Raw genomic sequence first — 16,439 nt, 5'->3', positions numbered from 1 at the left:
GCGGTGACGAGGACCTCGGTGTCGGGGTCGTACTCCAGGCCGTAAAAGCGCCGCTGGTGGTCGGCGATCGCGGCGCGCAGCTCCGGGACGCCGGGGCCGGGCGGGTACTGGTTGCCCTTGCCCTCCCGCAGGGCGCGCACGGCGGCCTCGCGGACCTGTTCGGGCCCGTCGGTGTCGGGGAAGCCCTGGCCCAGGTTGATCGATCCGGTCCGGACGGCCAGCGCCGACATCTCGGCGAAGACCGTCGTGCCGAACCCGGCCAGGCGGCGGTTGAGCAGCGGTCGTCCGGTGGAGGTCATGGCGGCCATCCTCCGCCCGGTGCCCGGCTTCCTCAACTCCCCCCGCCCGTGCTTTGCTGCGGATGTCGTGACGGCGGCCCCGGCGGGGGCGCTGGAGAGGGGTGTCGTGGTGGGGTGGTTGGTCGGCGGTCTCGCCGTGTTCATGGTGCTGCTGGTCCTGGCGGTGGTCGTTCCGGCCCTGCGGGGCGGGCGCCGGGCGGCCGGGGGCCGCAGGGGCGGTTCGTCCGGCGGCGGTGACAGCGGCTGGTGGGGGGACGGCGGTTCGGACGGTGGTTCGGGTGGCGACTCGGGTGGCGGATGCGGTGGAGGAGGCGGAGGGGACTGAGCGGCGCCGGGCCGACCCCGGCGGGAACGGCGCCCCGGCCACCGCCCGGAAGCTCTGGACTTCCTCAACTCCGCTTTGACGCGGGCGGCGCGGGGGGATCGTGACCTCAAGCCCGCGCGGGGGATGTGCGGGCACGGGGGAGACGAGGGGACATGAGGGGGATGCCATGACGGCGGTCGTCATCATCTGCATGGTTCTGGTCCTGGTGCTGGCCGTGGTGGCGGTCGGCGCGGTCACGAGAGGGAGTCGCCGCACCCGGCGGAGCGTCGGCGGGGGAGCTCTGGGGGTGTGGACCGGAGCCCCCGGCGGCTACCACGACGGCGGTTCGCACGACGGCGGTTCGTCGTGCGGTGGCGGTGGTGGCGGTGGGTGCGGCGGTGGCGGCGGGGGATGCGGAGGCGCCTGACGCCATTCACCCGTACGGCGGTTGCAGTTCAACGGGGAGAACATCTGACCCACTAGGCCCCCGCTGGTATGGAAAACAGACGAAGGTGAGTAAAAAGCCTGTAGGAGCCGCACATTCCGTGGTTCGGTGACTGATGTACCCGGACCTCACGTGGGCGCGAGCCGGCGGCAGGCAGCATCCCTGTCCCCCTTCGGGGCCCTGTTCCAGGGGGCTGAGTCGGCCCGCCCTCACTGCGTTGCGGAGCCGACCCATGCTCACCGATCTCAAGACCCCGTACACCGACACCCGCGCCGGTGACCTCGCCTGGGCACTCGGGCGCGACCCCATGCCGGCCCTGGCGAGACTGGATCTCGAACTCCAGGGAACGGCAGTCCAGTTGAGACTGCTCGGCGCATCGCACCAGGTGCTGCTCGCAGACGCGGGCGGCATCTTCTGCTCGGAGACCGTGGCGTGCATCCCCGGCAGCAGGACACCGCTGCCGCTGGGGGTGTCGAAACGGATGGACGACTGGGAGTACGCGTTCGCGGCACGTGTCGAGACGCTCCCCGGCGGCTCCTTCACGGGGCGCGCCCAGGAGCTGCTCGCGCTCGTCGCGGATCACCCGCACGGGCTGGCCGGCACCTTCCCCGGCAACCCGAACGCCTTCACCGCCCTGCTGGTCCAGCGGCGCGGCGGCCAGACGCACTGGCGGACCTGGCACGCCTACCCGCAGGAGCGGCGGCTCGTCGTGACCCACACCAGAGTGGGGGTGCGCGTGCGGGAACCGGAGCGGGTGGGCGTGTGATCCCGGCGCGGCCGGTACGGGTACGGGTACGGGGCGTACGCGGATATGCGACGCGCGCCCCGGATCTGCCGCGCGCCCTCGACGCGCTCCGCGCTCCGGCCGGGATGTACGCGCCGTACGCCGGATCAGAGGGTGTCGGTTCGCGCGCATGTGCGGTTCATTGCACCTGTGTGGGTGACAGGACTCGCGGGAGGCGTCCCGTAGCGTTCCCGACATGATCGAAACGCCCGCTTCCGTACCGGCGGGGGTGTCGGGGTCCTCGCCGCCCCGGAAGGAGCCGCCGCGGGCCCCGTCGCAGGAGCCGCCGCAGGAGCCGTCGCAGGAGCCCGCACGGCTGCCCGTACCGCCCGGGGCCGGACGGTTCCTCGTCCTCGCCGCGGTCTTCGTCTGCGCCGCCTGCGGTCTCGTCTACGAACTCGAACTCGTCGCACTCGGCTCCCATCTGGCCGGCGACTCCGTCACCCACACCTCCGTCGTGCTGTCGGTGATGGTCTTCGCCATGGGCCTGGGATCGCTGCTCGCCAAGCGGCTGCGCACCCGCGCCGCGGCCGGGTTCGGGATCGTCGAGGCGCTGCTGGCACTGGTCGGCGGAGGCTCGGCGATGGCGCTGTACGCCTACTTCGCCTGGGTCGGCGGCTCGGTGGCGGTGCTGATCGGTTTCTCGCTGGTCATCGGGGTGCTCATCGGCGCCGAGATGCCGCTGCTGATGACCCTCATCCAGCGGATCCGGGAACAGGACGCCGGCGGCGCGGTCGCCGACCTGTTCGCCGCGGACTACGTGGGCGCCCTCGTCGGCGGGCTCGCCTTCCCCTTCCTGCTCCTCCCGCTGATGGGCCAGCTCCCGGGAGCCCTGGCGGTCGGGACGGTGAACGCCGTCGCGGGCGGCGTGCTGGTGCTGTGGCTGTTCCGCGGCGACCTGTCGCCCCGCTCGCGCCGCGCACTGCTGCTCGTCAACGCACTGGTGGTGGCACTGCTGGTCACCGGCATCGCCGTCGTCGACTCCTTCGAGCAGGCCGCACGCCGGGCGGTGTACGGCGGCGAGGTGCGGGCGGTGCGGAACACCGCCGTCCAGGAGATCGTGCTCACCGAGGGCGTCCGGCACTCCGGCGCAGGCGAGCCGGCCGGTTTCGGGATGTTCCTCGACGGCCGGCTGCGGGTGTGCGGCGGGGACGAGCGGCGCTACCACGAGGCGCTGGTCCACCCCGCGATGGCGGCCGGCCCGCACGGCAGGGTGCTGGTCCTGGGCGGCGGTGACGGACTGGCCCTGCGCGAGGTGCTGCGCCACCCGGGGGTGGAGTCGGCGACGGTGGTGGAACTCGACCCCGGTGTCGTGGAACTGGCCCGCACCGACCCGGTGCTCGGCCGCCTCAACCGCCGTTCGCTGGACGACCCGCGGGTGCGGGTGGAGAAGGGGGACGCCTTCGACTGGCTGCGCTCCCGGCCGGACTCCGGCCGGCCGCCGTACGACGTGATCGTCTCCGATCTGCCCGATCCCGGCGCCTCGGACAGCTCCCGGCTGTACTCGCAGGAGTTCTTCGGGCTGGCCGCGCGGGCGCTGTCGGAGCGGGGACGGCTGGTGGTGCACGCGGGACCGGCCGGAGAACGCCCCCGCACGTACTGGACGGTCGAGACCACGCTGCGGACCGCGGGCCTGCGCACCGCGCCCTACGCGGTGGACGGGCGGCTGTCCGGCTCCACCGCCGTTCCCGGCCGCCCGCAGGAGCGCGACGGTACGGCCGCGGGCGGCCGGGAACGGCCAGGCGACTGGGGCTTCGTGCTGGCGGCGCACGGCGCCCCGCCGCCGCTCGCCCTCGGGCCGGGCGGCCCGGCCCCGCGCGCCTTCGGCGCGGCGGACCTGCGCCGCGCCGAGGCTCGCGCGGAGCAGAACCGTATCGCCGGCCTGCGGCCCTCCACTCTGACGCACCCCCGCTACCGGGACTGAGGACGCGTCCGGGCGAAGAGGGCGGGAGGCGAGGGACGAGGGGCGCGCGGAGCACGACGTGCCGACGCCCGTACGGAGCGGGCACTGGCGGGGGAGGTACTGGGTAGGCTCCGCCCCATGGAGCATGAGGTGTACGTTCCGTTCACTGCCGCGGCCGTGCGGGCGGCGCTCGCCGAGCCGGAGCGCGTCGTGCGCTGTGTGCCGGGGCTCCAGCCCGAAGCCCTGGAACCCGAGGCACCGGAACCCGAGACCCCGGACGCGGTGCCCGGCGGCGCCGGGGACGGCGCGGTCGTCCGGGGGCGGCTGCGGGTGCGGATCGGCGGCTCCAGCATCACCTACCGCGGCAGCCTGCGCCTGACGCACGACACGCATGACACGGACGGCGAAAGTGGCGAAGGCGGTGAGGGCGGCGAGGGCGGTGCCTGCACGGTCCGCGGAGAGGGCTCCGAGGCCAGGGGCGACGGCTCGGTGGAGCTGGCCCTGACGATCGTGCCGCGCCCGGCCGACGACGGCGAGGGCACCGTGCTTCTCTGCACCGGGAAGCTGCGCGGCAGCGGCCGGATCACGGAGTTCGAGGAGAAGCAGCGGGCTGCCGCCGGCCGTCGGCTGCTGGACCGTTTCGGCGGTGAGCTGGCCGCCGGCATGGCGGCCGATCCGGTCTCCCCGGTGGAGGCCGCGGGTACGGTCGCCACGCCCGGCGGGATCGGCGAGCCCGACGACAACGAGCCCGTGATCCCGGGCATCCCCGCACCCGAGACGCCCGGCTCCGCGGACGCCAGGAACGGCGGGGACGCCGGAAGCGCGGGAAGCACCGGGAAGGCGGGGGAGCCGGAGGAGCCCGGCGTCCCGGACGTCCCGGCCGAGGAGGCCCGGGCCCGGGGGGTCTTCGACGTCGAGGTTCCGCCCTCCTCGCTGGACCCGTCGAGCGAGGACGGTTTCGGCGGCGGGGAGTTCGAGGGCGGCGGGCTCACCGACGACCTCGTCGACGAACTGGACGAGGAGTCGCGGTCCGCCGCCGAAGCGGCCCACGCCCGCCGGACGATGATCGGACGCAGCGCCGAGGAGGTCGACCACGCCCCGCCGCGCGGCCGCTACGCCCCCGTGCCCCCACCCGAGGAGGTCTCCCCGGCCGCGGCGGTGCTGCGCTGGGCCGCCCCGGCGGCGGCGCTGGCGGTGGCCTCGGCGGTCGTGGTGGGCCGTGTGCTGCGGCGCCGGCGCTGAAGATCGCGGTTGGCCCCGGCTCTCGCGGTTAAGGTCATGGATGTGACTGTCCATGATGCCCAAGACACAGACAGCGGAGTCCGTCTGCGAGCCGGCGGCACCGAGGTGACCGTCGACCCGGCGCGCGGCTGCCGGATCTCCTCCCTGCGCATCGACGGTACGGAGGTGCTGAGGCAGGGTGAGCGGTACGGCGCGTTCGTGATGGTGCCCTGGTGCGGGCGGACCCGGCAGGGGCGATTCCTCAACGGCGGCGAGCGGTACCAGCTTCCCGTGACCGCCGGGGAGCACGCCATCCACGGCACCGTGCGGACCGCTCCCTGGCACACCGTCCGCAGCGACGGGCGGACCGCGTCCTTCTACCACGACCTCACCGACCCCTGGCCCTGGCCCGGCCGGGTGACCCAGGTGGTGGAACTGGCAGAGGACGGCGGCGGGCTCACCCTCACGCTGGGTGTGGAGACGGCCGGGGACTCCTTCCCGGCGCAGGCCGGCTGGCACCCCTGGTTCCTGCGCAACCTGGGGCAGGGCGGGCAGGACGTGACGCTGGACTTCGCGCCCGCCTGGCAGGAGGAGCGCGGCGAGGACCACATCCCCACCGGCCGCCGCACCGAGCCGCGTCCGGGCCCCTGGGACGACTGCTTCGGCATGCCGGACGGGGTGGATGTGACGCTGACCTGGCCGGGTGAGCTGGAGCTGAAGGTCACCAGCCGCGCCGAGTGGGTGGTCGTCTACGACGAGCAGCCCGAGGCCGTCTGCGTGGAGCCGCAGACCGGCCCGCCCGACGGGCTCAACTCCCACCCGCGCCTGGTCACGCCCATCGACCCGCTGGAGGTCTCCACGGTCTGGTCGTGGCGCAGGCCGGCGTAGAGCCGGCGTAGAGCCGGGGCCGAGGGGAGCGGCGCGGAGGCGCTGCGGGGCTGGCTTAGGCTCATCGGCATGAGCGACGCGCGCGAGAAGCTTCTGCAGCAGATCAAGGACAAGGCCGTGGTCCACGGCAGGGTGACCCTCTCCTCCGGCAAGGAGGCCGACTACTACGTCGATCTCCGCCGGATCACCCTGGACGCCGAGGCGGCTCCGCTGGTCGGGCAGGTGCTGCTCGATCTGACCGCCGACGTCGAGTACGACGCGGTGGGAGGCCTGACTCTCGGCGCCGACCCGGTGGCCACCGCGATGCTGCACGCCGCCGCCGCGCGCGGCCGGAAGCTGGACGCGTTCGTCGTCCGCAAGGCGGGCAAGGCCCATGGCCTCCAGCGCCGGATCGAGGGGCCGGACGTGGCGGGCCGCAGGGTGCTGGCGGTCGAGGACACCTCCACCACGGGCGGCTCGGTCCTCACTGCCGTCGAGGCGCTGCGGGAGGCCGGTGCGGAGGTCGTGGGCGTGGCGGTCATCGTCGAGCGAGGCGCGGCTCCGGCGATCGAGAAGGCGGGACTGCCGTACTACCAGGCGTACGGGCTGGAGGACCTGGACCTGTCCTGACCCCTTCCTCCGCCGGCCTCGGTTCCGACTCCGGTTCCCGCTCAGTGCAAACCTCGCGGGGCAACCGGAGAGGTCCGTGAGGGTCACTGTTTCACGTGAAACGGTGACTCTCTGTGGCCCGGCCGGCGGTGTGGGGGTGAATCCAACCCGCGCCCGGCCGGTCCCCGGCCGGGCGCGGTACGCGAACCGGTCCCTCTCCGGACTCCCGTCCCGCCCCCCGGACGCGGGGGTGGAGCAACCTCACACGTCTGGGAGGATGGGGACGACGATGACGTCGTTCCGTTGACCCACACCAGAGCCGTAGAGCTTCGCACACCATCAAGGAGCGGACAGATGCCCATCGCAACCCCCGAGGTCTACAACGAGATGCTCGACAGGGCGAAGGCAGGCAGGTTCGCCTACCCCGCCATCAATGTGACCTCGACGCAGACGCTGCACGCCGCGCTGCGCGGTTTCGCCGAGGCGGAGAGCGACGGCATCATCCAGATCTCCACCGGCGGCGCCGAGTTCCTGGGCGGCCAGTACAGCAAGGACATGGTGACCGGTGCGGTCGCGCTGGCCGAGTTCGCGCACATCGTCGCCGAGAAGTACCCGGTCAACATCGCGCTGCACACCGACCACTGCCCCAAGGGCAAGCTGGACGGCTACGTACGCCCGCTGCTGGAGCTCTCCCGCAAGCGCGTCGAGGCGGGCATGAACCCGCTGTTCCAGTCCCACATGTGGGACGGCTCGGCCGAGACCCTGGCCGACAACCTGGAGATCGCCCAGGAGCTGCTGGCCGCCGCCGCTGCCGCGAAGATCATCCTCGAGGTCGAGATCACCCCGACCGGTGGCGAGGAGGACGGTGTCAGCCACGAGATCAACGACGAGCTGTACACCACCGTCGACGACGCCATCCGCACCGCCGAGGCCCTGGGCCTGGGCGAGAAGGGCCGCTATCTGCTGGCCGCCTCCTTCGGTAACGTCCACGGCGTCTACAAGCCGGGCAACGTCGTGCTCCGCCCCGAGCTGCTGAAGGACCTCCAGGAGGGCGTGGCCGCCAAGTTCGGCAAGCAGAACCCGTTCGACTTCGTCTTCCACGGCGGCTCCGGCTCCACCGAGCAGGAGATCGCCACCGCGCTGGACAACGGCGTGGTGAAGATGAACCTCGACACCGACACCCAGTACGCGTTCACCCGCCCCGTCGCGGACCACATGTTCCGCAACTACGACGGTGTGCTGAAGGTGGACGGCGAGGTCGGTGACAAGAAGACCTACGACCCGCGCAGCTGGGGCAAGCTGGCCGAGAAGAGCATGGCCGAGCGCGTCGCCAAGGCGTGCGCCGACCTGCGCTCCACCGGCACCCGCATGAAGTAACACCCGATGAGGTAGCACCCGCGTCTCCCCGTGCGGCCTCCCCGTGCGGCCTCCTGTACGGCCGCCCGGGCCCGGGCGGGGGACGCGGACGGACACGAGCCCGGTACCCGGCACCCGCCGGGCACCGGGCTCGCCGCGTACCGCCCTCCGCGATCGCCTCCGCACGCCGCCCTCCGCACATCGGCGGCGAGCGTGCAGACTGGGGCCATGGCCATTCACGAGAACCTGCTCGGGGGACCGCCCCCGACCCACCTTCCCGACGATCCCGAGCCGCGTGAGCTGCTCGCCTCGGGCACCTCGCCCGCCGAGGTCGCCGCGAAGCACCCGACCTCCTCCCTGGCCTGGGCACAGCTCGCGGACGATGCCTTCACGGCCGGACGCACGGTCGAGTCGTACGCGTACGCCCGCACCGGCTACCACCGCGGCCTGGACGCCCTGCGCCGCAGCGGCTGGAAGGGACACGGCCCGATCCCCTTCGAGCACGAGCCGAACAGGGGCTTCCTGCGCGCCCTGCACGCTCTCGCCCGCGCCGCCCAGGCCATCGGCGAGCAGGAGGAGTACGAGCGCTGCAACACCTTCCTGAAGGAGAGCTCGCCCACCGCGGCGGCGACGCTCTCCTGAGAGTTCTCCCGACAGCTCTCCCGACAACTCTCCCGACAGTTCTCCTGACGGGAGACACCCTCTGACGGGAGATCCCTCCCGATCGGCCCTTGCCGTCGCCGGGTCCCGAACCGATGATCTGCGGAGAAGGCCCGGCGACCCCGGGCGAGCGCGCGAGGAGAACAGAGAACAGCCATGCCGTCAGAGTCGTCAGAACCGTCCAGGACGTCACAGCCGACCGGAGCGCAGTCCGGAACCGGCCCCGGAGCCGAGAACGGTTCGGAGAACCCGAACCTCGACTTCGCGGGCACCACCCCGTACGAGGACTACGTCAGGGCGGACGTCCTCACCCACCTCCAGCACCCCCTCTCCGACGACCCCGGAGAGATGTCCTTCCTGGTGACCACACAGGTGATGGAGCTGTGGTTCACCGTCATCGTCCACGAGTGGACGGTCGCCTCCCGGGCGCTGCGCGCGGACGACCCCCGCACCGCGCTGGAGGCGCTCAAGCGCTCGGTGTACGAGATGCTCTCGCTCAACGCCTCCTGGGAGCCCCTGGCCCACCTCACCCCGGCGCAGTTCAACGCCTACCGCGGTGCCCTCGGCGAGGGGTCCGGCTTCCAGTCCGCGATGTACCGGCGCATGGAGTTCATGCTCGGGGAGAAGTCCGCGTCCATGCTCGTCCCGCACCGCGGCGCGCCGCGCGTGTACGACGAGCTGGAGAAGGCGCTGCACGAGCCGAGCCTGTACGACGAGGTGCTGCGCTATCTCGCCCGCCGCGGCGAGGACATCCCCGAGGAGGTCACCGGCCGGGACGTCTCGCAGCGGTACGAGCCCCATCCGCGGGTGGAGCAGGTCTGGGCGCGGATCTACTCCGGCGACCCCGGCAGCGAGCTGCTGCGCCTGGGCGAGGCGCTGACCGAGGTGGCCGAGCAGGTCTGGCGCTGGCGCAACGACCATCTGGTGGCCACCCGCCGCGCGATGGGCTCCAAACAGGGCACCGGTGGTTCCGCGGGTGTGGCCTGGCTGGAGAAGCGCGCCCGCAAGAACGTCTTCCCCGAGCTCTGGACGGCCCGCAGCTATGTCTGAAGCAACCGAGAACGCCTCCGAGAACGCCTCCGAGAACGCAGCCGGAAACGCAGCCGGGGACACCCGCGGAAACACCCCCGGGAACACCGCCCTACGCGAGGAGGCCGCGAAGCTCGACGCCGCCGACGGTCTGGCCGGCCGACGCGACGCCTTCGTCCTGGAGGACGAGAAGGGCGAGCGCGTCGTCTACCTCGACGGCAACTCCCTCGGCGCACTGCCCCGTTCCGTGCCCGCACGCGTCGCCGACGTGGTGGAGCGCGAGTGGGGGCGGCTGCGGATCCGGTCCTGGACCGAGTCCGGCTGGTGGACCGCGCCCGAGCGGGTCGGCGATCTGATCGCCCCGATCGTCGGCGCCGCGCCCGGCCAGATCGTGGCGGGCGACTCCACCAGCGTCAACGTCCTCAAGGCGGTGGTCGCCGCGATCCGGATGGCCCGTGAGGACAACCCGGCCCGCACCGATCTGCTGGTGGACGCCACCACCTTCCCCACCGACGGCTACATCGCCGCCTCCGCGGCCCGGCTGACCGGCGCCGCGGTCCGTGCGATCCCGGCCGGGGGCATCCCCGGCTCGGTGGGCCCGCGCACCGCCGCCGTGCTGGTCAACCACGTCGACTACCGCACCGGCGAACTCCACGACCTGCCCGGCATCACCGCCGCCGCCCACGAGGCGGGGGCGTACACGGTGTGGGACCTGTGCCACAGCGCGGGCGCCCTCCCGGTCGGGCTGGACGAGCACGGCGTGGACCTGGCCGTCGGCTGCACGTACAAGTACCTCAACGGCGGCCCCGGCGCCCCGGCGTACCTCTACGTCCGCAGTGGTCTCCAGCCGCGCTTCGACTCCCCGCTGCCCGGCTGGCACTCGCACGCCGACCCGTTCGGCATGACCCCGGAGTACGAGCCCGCCGACGGCGCGCGGCGCGGCCGGGTCGGTACGCCGGACATCCTGTCCATGCTGGCGCTGGAGGAGGCGCTGAAGGTCTGGGACGGGGTGGACGTGGCGGCCGTACGCGCCAAGAGCCTGGCCCTGACGGACTTCTTCCTGCGCTGTGTGGAGAGCTGTGTACCCGCCGGGCGGGTGGAGTCCGTGACCCCGGCCGAGCACGCCCGGCGCGGCAGCCAGGTCGCGCTGCGCTGCGCGGACGCCGGGGAGGTGATGGCGGAGCTGGTCGCGCGCGGCGTGGTGGGCGACTTCCGCCGCCCGGACGTGCTGCGCTTCGGCTTCACCCCGCTGTACACGTCCTTCGCCGACGCCGAGCTGGCCGCCCGGGTCCTCGGCGAGGTGCTGGCGGAGCGCGATGCCTGAGACGGCGGCCGCGGGCGGGGCGGAGGAGGCGGCGCTGCTGGGCCTGGCCCCGGTGGCGCCGTCCGCCGGCGAGCGCTACGGCTCCCACCCCTCGCAGGCGATCGACCTGTACGGCCCGCCCGGCGCGCCCCTGGTGGCCGTCCTGCACGGCGGCTTCTGGCGGGAGGCGTACGACCGCGCCCATCTGTCCCCGCTCGCCGCCGAGCTGGCCGGCGGGTACGGGCTGCGGGTGGCGCTGGTGGAGTACCGGCGCGTCGGCGGGGGCGGCGGCCTGCCGGGTACGTTCGACGACGTCGGCGCCGCCCTGGAGCATCTGCGCGGGGTGGGGGAGCTGCGGGCGCTGGCCGGGCACTCGGCGGGCGGCCACCTCGCCCTGTGGGCGGCCTCCCGGGGCCTGGCGCGGTGCCCGGTGGTCGCCGTCGCCCCGGTCGCCGACCTCGCCCGCGCCCATGAACTGGGCCTGAGCGGCGGCGCGGTGGCCGAGCTGCTGGGCGGTGAGGAGCACCTCGCGGCCCGGCTGGCCGAAGCGGACCCGATATCGCTGCCGCCGCCGGACCCCGGGGCGGCTCCCGTGGTGCTGCTGCACGGCACCGAGGACGCGGACGTGCCCGTCGAGCTGTCCCGCCGCTATGCCGCCGCCCGGCCGGCCGCCCGGCTCACCGAGCTGCCCGGCACCGGCCACTACGCGCCCGTCACCCCGGGCACGGCGGCCTTCGCTTTGGCGGCACGGGAGTTGGTGCGGTACGCGGGCGTGAGACGCCCGGGCCTGTAGTACCTGAGACGGACCTCTGAGGATGCGACCGCGGGCGGACGACTCCGGCGCCCGCGGTCCCTAGTGTCGTCACCGTGACAGACACCGCGAAAACCGCCGCGACGAAGACGGCGGCCACCGGGACGACCGGCGGCTCCCGGCAGCCCACCGAGCTGCGGATGGCCCGCGACGCCCTGCACGACCTGCGCGCGGACCTGCTGACCGGGGCCTTCGCCTTCCGGCCGCTGCCCCCGCTGCCCGGGGACCACCGCCTGCTGCGCCCGCTGCCCGCCGCCCTGCGCGGCCCGGCACGCCGGCTGCCGCACCTGGCCCTGGTGGGCCTGGCGCTGCTGCTGATGTTCATCGAGGTCGTCAACTCCTACTCCAGTGACGGAAGTTTCGTCCGGGCGCTGTTCCTCGGCGTGCCGCTGGTCGTGCTGATATTCCGGCCGATCGGTGCCTTCTGGCTGTCGCTCGGCGGCATGCTCTTCACGGCGGCCGTCGCCCCCGGAGTATGGGTCGCCTGGCCCTGGACGGGCGTCTCCTTCGTGGCGCATCTGGTGGTGCTGCTGGTCGTCGCCGCCCGCACCGGGCCCCGGACCTCGGTCCACATGTGGCTGCTGACCGCGCTGGCCGGCGGGCTCGCCGCCGCGACGGACCCCCACCGGGGCGCCGCGGTCGCCTTCGCCATGACGGTGGTCTCGGGGATCGCCCTCACCCTGCTGCTCGCCGTGCGCGGCTGGCGCGACTCGCGGCGGCAGGTCGTCGAGCAGGTCGCGGTGGTGGAGGAGGAGCGGTCCCGGCGCACCCTGCTGGAGGAGCGCACCACCATCGCCCGCGAGCTGCACGATGTGGTGGCCCATCACATGTCGGTGGTCGCCATCCAGGCCGAGGCGGCCCCCTACCGCGTCCAGGACCCGCCCGAGGAACTGGTGGCGGCGCTGGCCGGCATCCGCCGGAACGCGGTGACGGCCCTGACCGAGCTGCGTCGCGTCCTGGGCGTCGTCCGGGCCGATCTGCCGGGCGACCTGGACGACTGGGGCCCCGAGGCGCCGCAGCCCACCCTCACCGATCTCGGCGACCTGCTGGAGAACGTGCGCCGGGCCGGGCTGGAGGTGGAGTCGGTGACCACCGGGAGGCAGCGGCCGCTGCCGCAGGGGGTGGAGCTGTCCGCGTACCGCATCGTGCAGGAGGCGCTGAGCAACGCCCTGCGCCACGCGCCCGGCGCGAGCGCCCGGGTGGAGCTGGGCTACGTACCGGTCGGGCTCGGCCTGCGGATCGTCAACGGGCCGCCGGACGGCCTGGTGAAGGCGTCCCAGGGATCCGGGCACGGGCTGATGGGGATGCGGGAGCGCGCGGCGATGCTCGGGGGCGAGCTGACGGCGGAGGAGACCGAGGACGGCGGCTTCGCGGTGGAGGCGTTCCTGCCGGTGGAGCCCGACACCGCATCGGGCACCGCATCGGACGCCGCACCGAACGACGGGCCGGATGCCGCACCGGATGCCGCACCGGGGGCCGGGCCCCGGAAGGACGCGCCGTGATCCGGGTGGTGATCACCGACGACCAGATGATGGTCCGCGAGGGCTTCTCCGTCCTGCTGAACGCCCAGCCGGACATGGAGGTCGTCGGCGAGGCGGTCAACGGGCGCGAGGCCGTGGAGGCGGTCGCCGGACTGGAACCGGACGTCGTGCTGATGGACATCCGCATGCCCGTGGTCAACGGGCTGGAGGCCACCCGCGAGATCTGCGCCTCCGGCTCGGCCGCCAGGGTGCTGATCCTGACCACCTACGACCTGGACGAGTACGTCTACCAGGCGCTGCGCGCCGGGGCGAGCGGCTTCCTGCTCAAGGACGCCTCCGCCGGTCAACTGGCCGACGGGGTGCGGACGGTGGCGGCCGGCGAGGCGCTGCTCGCGCCGACGGTCACCCGGCGGCTGATCGCGGAGTTCTCCCGGCTCTCGGCCTCCGCCGGTCCGCGTACCCCGCTCAGGGAGCGCATCGGGGATCTGACCGAGCGCGAGACGCAGGTGCTCGCGCTCGTCGCCCGGGGCCTGTCCAACGGCGAGATCGCCGACCGCCTCGTCGTCGCCGAGTCCACCGTGAAGACGCACGTCAGCCGGGTGCTGGTCAAGCTGGGGCTGCGCGACCGCACCCAGGCGGCCGTCTTCGCCTACGAGTCGGGGCTCGTCGTCCCCGGAGGCTGAAGCGTCCGGCCCGCTCCCGCTCCCGCGCCCGGTCCCGCTCCCGGTCCTGGCGCGAGGGAACCGGTCACGGATCGGTTGCCGTCGTCACCGGTGTGCGTCCGCACCTCTATTCTCGACGGACGAGGTGAACGGGGAGGAGCCGCGCGCGATGGAACCACTGGGGGACGGTGACCCGCGCTGGATCGGCGCGTACAGGTTGCTGGGCAGACTGGGCGCGGGCGGGATGGGCCGGGTCTACCTGGCGCGTTCCGAACGCGGCCGTACGGTCGCGGTGAAGGTCGTCCAGGAGGAGCTGGCCGGCCGGCCCTCCTTCCGCGAGCGCTTCGCCAAGGAGGTCAACGCCGCGCGGCGGGTCGGCGGCCAGTGGACGGCTCCGGTGCTGGACGCCGACACCGACGCCGCGACCCCCTGGGTGGCCACCGGCTACATCGCCGGGCCGTCGCTGCAGGAGGTGGTGGACGAGGACTACGGGCCGCTGCCCGAGCGCTCGGTGTACGCGCTGGCCGCCGGGCTGATCGAGGCGCTGCGCGCGATCCACGGCGCGGAGCTGGTGCACCGCGACCTGAAGCCCTCGAACGTGCTGGTCACCATCGACGGGCCGAAGGTGATCGACTTCGGCATCGCCCGCGCCCTGGACTCCGTGACCGGGAGCGGGCTGACGCAGACCGGAGCCGTCATCGGCTCGCCGGGCTTCATGTCGCCCGAGCAGGTGCGCGGTGAGCGGGTCACCCCGGCCGGCGACGTGTTCTGCCTCGGCGCGGTGCTCGCCTACGCGGCGACCGGGCGGATGCCGTTCGGCACCGCCGACAGCGGCTTCCACGCGCTGCTGTTCCGCATCGCGGAGGAGGAGCCCGACCTGACCGGCCTGTCCGGGCCGCTGCGCGAACTGGTGGCGGACTGCCTGGTCAAGGCCCCGGCCGGCCGGCCCTCCCTGGACGCTCTGGCCGCCCGTGTCGCGGCACACACGCCGTCCGGCGGGACCTGGCTGCCGGGCGAGGTGCTGGCCCAGCTCGGCCGCCACGCGGTGCGGCTGCTGGACAGCGAGGACCCGGAAGCGGCGGCGAGCGCCCTCGCGCGGCCCGGGGCCGCGGCGGGTTCGGCTCCGTCCGCGCCGCCCGTCTCACCGGGCACGCCCGCGCCGCACATGGGACTCGCGCCGGGGGCCGTGCCGGGGTACACGACGCCCGTTCCGCCGACCGTGCCGCCCCAGCCCGCGTATCCGTCGGGACCGGCCGCCGCGCCGTACGCGCGGCAGGCGCCCCGGCCGTGGAACTCCACGCCCCCGCCCCCGGTCACCGCCCCCTACCCCGCGCCCGGCGGCGCCGCGCGCCCCGGCGTCGCACGCTCGGCGCGCACGCTGTCCCTCGTGCTGAGCGCCGGGCTGAGCGCCCTGCTGCTGTGCACGCTGGTGCAGCTCGTGCTGGACTTCCGGGTCTACGGGGAGCTGGACGGCCTCCACGAGGGGGCTTCCCTGAAGTACGTGGCCATCGACCACGACTCCCTGCGGAACACCACCGAGGTGATGGCGGCCCTCTCCGCCCTGTTCCAGTTGCCGGTGATCGTGCTGTGGCTGGTGTGGTTCTGGCGGGTCCGGGCGAACGCCGAGGTGTTCGCACCCGGACAGATCCGTTATCACCAAGGATGGGCGATCGGCTCCTGGCTGGTGCCGGTGATCTGGTTCTTCATGCCCAAGCAGATCATCAACGACGTCTGCGACCACAGCGACCCCACCTCGACCCGTACCACCTGGTACGGCCCCCGCCGGAGCAGCAACCGCGGCCTGCTCAACGGCTGGTGGACGATGTGGCTGGCCGGCATGATCGTCGGGATCCTCAACTACGAGCCGTGGTACGAGGCCGAGACCGTCGACCAGGCGCAGGGCAGCGCGGCCCTCACGGTCCTCTCCGGCTTCCTGACCGTGCCCGCCACGGTGCTGGCGATCCTGGTCGTCCTGCGGCTGACCTCGCTCCAGGACGACCGGATCAAGGCCGGCCGCTGATCCGCCCGGCACCGGCCCGCCGGCCGCCGATCCGGCGCAGTCGGTGTGCCGCGGACAGGGCGCCGACGCGGTGGCGCAGGAGCACCGCGCCGGCCGCCAGCCCTGCCAGCCCTGCCAGCCCCGTCAGTCCAGCCAGCCCCGCCGCCCCGCCGAAGGCCGCCGCCGGGGACGATCCGGCGCCGGGTTCCGCGGCGACACCGGTGTGCGTGAAGGAGGCGGACAGCAGTTCCCCGGTGCCGCAGACCGCGACCACGGGATAGCTGCCGCCGACGGCCAGTCCCTCCCGCAGAGGGGCGGTGGCGTGTCTCTCCAGGGCGGGACGGTCGTCGGCGCGTTCGAGCGCGACGGTCCGCTCGAAGGCGGGGGAGGAGACGACACCGCCCGCGCCGCCCGCCTCGCACACGGCGCGTACGCCGAGGGCCCTTCCTCCGTCCCCGCCCGCGCGGGCGGGGGTGAGGGTGAGCTCCTGGCCGGTGCCCGGCCCGCCGCCCCCCTCCCCGCCCTCCGCGGCGGATGCGGCGGACGCGGCGGTGGGAGCGGCCGCCAGCGCCAGGGCGGCGGCGGCCGTACCGGCGGCCAGCGTACGGCGGGCGCGGCGGCACCGGAGGCGGACGGGGGCGTGGGCGCGGGGACGGGGGGAGTGCATGGCGGCGACCTCCGCTGCGTTCGGGTGCACGTCGCCCCC

At 73.9% G+C, this 16,439-nt stretch carries 17 protein-coding genes; 15 read left to right on the top strand and 2 right to left on the bottom strand.

The features are described 5' to 3' along the window. On the bottom strand, positions 1-308 hold a 308-nt coding region (locus BM237_RS27735), incomplete at its 3' end, for an aminotransferase class I/II-fold pyridoxal phosphate-dependent enzyme (protein WP_139238195.1). Here BM237_RS27735 and BM237_RS29485 point away from each other — a divergent pair. From BM237_RS29485 to BM237_RS27660, 15 genes are all read left to right on the top strand, one after another. After that, positions 298-624, top strand: coding sequence for a hypothetical protein (locus BM237_RS29485; RefSeq protein WP_175541161.1), 327 nt, complete (start codon positions 298-300; stop codon positions 622-624). The genes BM237_RS27735 and BM237_RS29485 overlap by 11 nt on opposite strands. Before the next feature lie 166 nt (positions 625-790). After that, the gene (locus BM237_RS27725; protein WP_245794084.1) at positions 791-1,030 is read left to right on the top strand and encodes a hypothetical protein; all 240 of its coding nucleotides are present in this window, start codon (positions 791-793) and stop codon (positions 1,028-1,030) included. Between the two features lie 250 nt (positions 1,031-1,280). Then, entirely contained in the window at positions 1,281-1,814 is a 534-nt protein-coding gene (locus BM237_RS27720; RefSeq protein WP_093852495.1) for a DUF2617 family protein, read from the top strand. Between the two features lie 214 nt (positions 1,815-2,028). Then, positions 2,029-3,756, top strand: a complete 1,728-nt coding sequence (locus tag BM237_RS27715; protein WP_093852494.1) for a polyamine aminopropyltransferase — start codon at positions 2,029-2,031, stop codon at positions 3,754-3,756. A 117-nt stretch (positions 3,757-3,873) separates the two neighbouring features. Beyond that, on the top strand, positions 3,874-4,977 hold the full coding sequence (locus BM237_RS27710) for an SRPBCC family protein (protein ID WP_175541160.1): 1,104 nt from the start codon (positions 3,874-3,876) through the stop codon (positions 4,975-4,977). 36 nt (positions 4,978-5,013) lie between these two features. Next, positions 5,014-5,844 (top strand): aldose epimerase family protein, encoded by an 831-nt coding sequence (locus BM237_RS27705; protein ID WP_093852493.1) that lies wholly within the window; start codon positions 5,014-5,016, stop codon positions 5,842-5,844. A 69-nt stretch (positions 5,845-5,913) separates the two neighbouring features. Next, positions 5,914-6,453 carry an orotate phosphoribosyltransferase gene (pyrE, locus tag BM237_RS27700; protein WP_093852492.1) on the top strand — a complete coding sequence of 180 codons (540 nt, stop codon included), beginning with the start codon at positions 5,914-5,916 and terminating at the stop codon, positions 6,451-6,453. A gap of 333 nt (positions 6,454-6,786) precedes the next feature. Continuing rightward, positions 6,787-7,809 (top strand): class II fructose-bisphosphate aldolase, encoded by a 1,023-nt coding sequence (fbaA, locus tag BM237_RS27695; protein ID WP_093852491.1) that lies wholly within the window; start codon positions 6,787-6,789, stop codon positions 7,807-7,809. Positions 7,810-8,016: 207 nt separating this feature from the next. Continuing rightward, positions 8,017-8,430, top strand: coding sequence for a DUF3151 domain-containing protein (locus tag BM237_RS27690; RefSeq protein WP_093852490.1), 414 nt, complete (start codon positions 8,017-8,019; stop codon positions 8,428-8,430). Positions 8,431-8,604: 174 nt separating this feature from the next. Then, on the top strand, positions 8,605-9,498 hold the full coding sequence (locus BM237_RS27685; RefSeq protein ID WP_093852489.1) for a tryptophan 2,3-dioxygenase family protein: 894 nt from the start codon (positions 8,605-8,607) through the stop codon (positions 9,496-9,498). Further along, a complete protein-coding gene (gene kynU, locus BM237_RS27680) occupies positions 9,491-10,801 on the top strand; it encodes a kynureninase (protein WP_093852488.1) in 1,311 nt (436 codons plus the stop codon). The genes BM237_RS27685 and kynU overlap by 8 nt, the downstream gene beginning before the upstream one ends. After that, on the top strand, positions 10,794-11,573 hold the full coding sequence (locus BM237_RS27675) for an alpha/beta hydrolase family protein (protein ID WP_093852487.1): 780 nt from the start codon (positions 10,794-10,796) through the stop codon (positions 11,571-11,573). The genes kynU and BM237_RS27675 overlap by 8 nt, the downstream gene beginning before the upstream one ends. Before the next feature lie 74 nt (positions 11,574-11,647). Next, positions 11,648-13,093, top strand: a complete 1,446-nt coding sequence (locus BM237_RS27670; protein ID WP_425443749.1) for a sensor histidine kinase — start codon at positions 11,648-11,650, stop codon at positions 13,091-13,093. Further along, entirely contained in the window at positions 13,090-13,755 is a 666-nt protein-coding gene (locus BM237_RS27665) for a response regulator (protein WP_093852486.1), read from the top strand. Before BM237_RS27670 ends, BM237_RS27665 begins: the two co-directional genes overlap by 4 nt. A 148-nt stretch (positions 13,756-13,903) precedes the next feature. After that, complete coding sequence (locus tag BM237_RS27660; RefSeq protein WP_093852485.1) at positions 13,904-15,754, top strand: protein kinase domain-containing protein; 1,851 nt, start codon at positions 13,904-13,906, stop codon at positions 15,752-15,754. Here the strand turns inward: BM237_RS27660 and BM237_RS29480 are convergent. Then, positions 15,738-16,430 (bottom strand): hypothetical protein, encoded by a 693-nt coding sequence (locus tag BM237_RS29480; RefSeq protein ID WP_175541159.1) that lies wholly within the window; start codon positions 16,428-16,430, stop codon positions 15,738-15,740. The genes BM237_RS27660 and BM237_RS29480 overlap by 17 nt on opposite strands. Positions 16,431-16,439: the final 9 nt, after the last annotated feature.

This window comes from Streptomyces mangrovi, from assembly GCF_900114215.1.
Lineage (GTDB): Bacteria > Actinomycetota > Actinomycetes > Streptomycetales > Streptomycetaceae > Streptomyces > Streptomyces barkulensis.
This window is presented reverse-complemented; position numbering and strand designations above follow the sequence as displayed.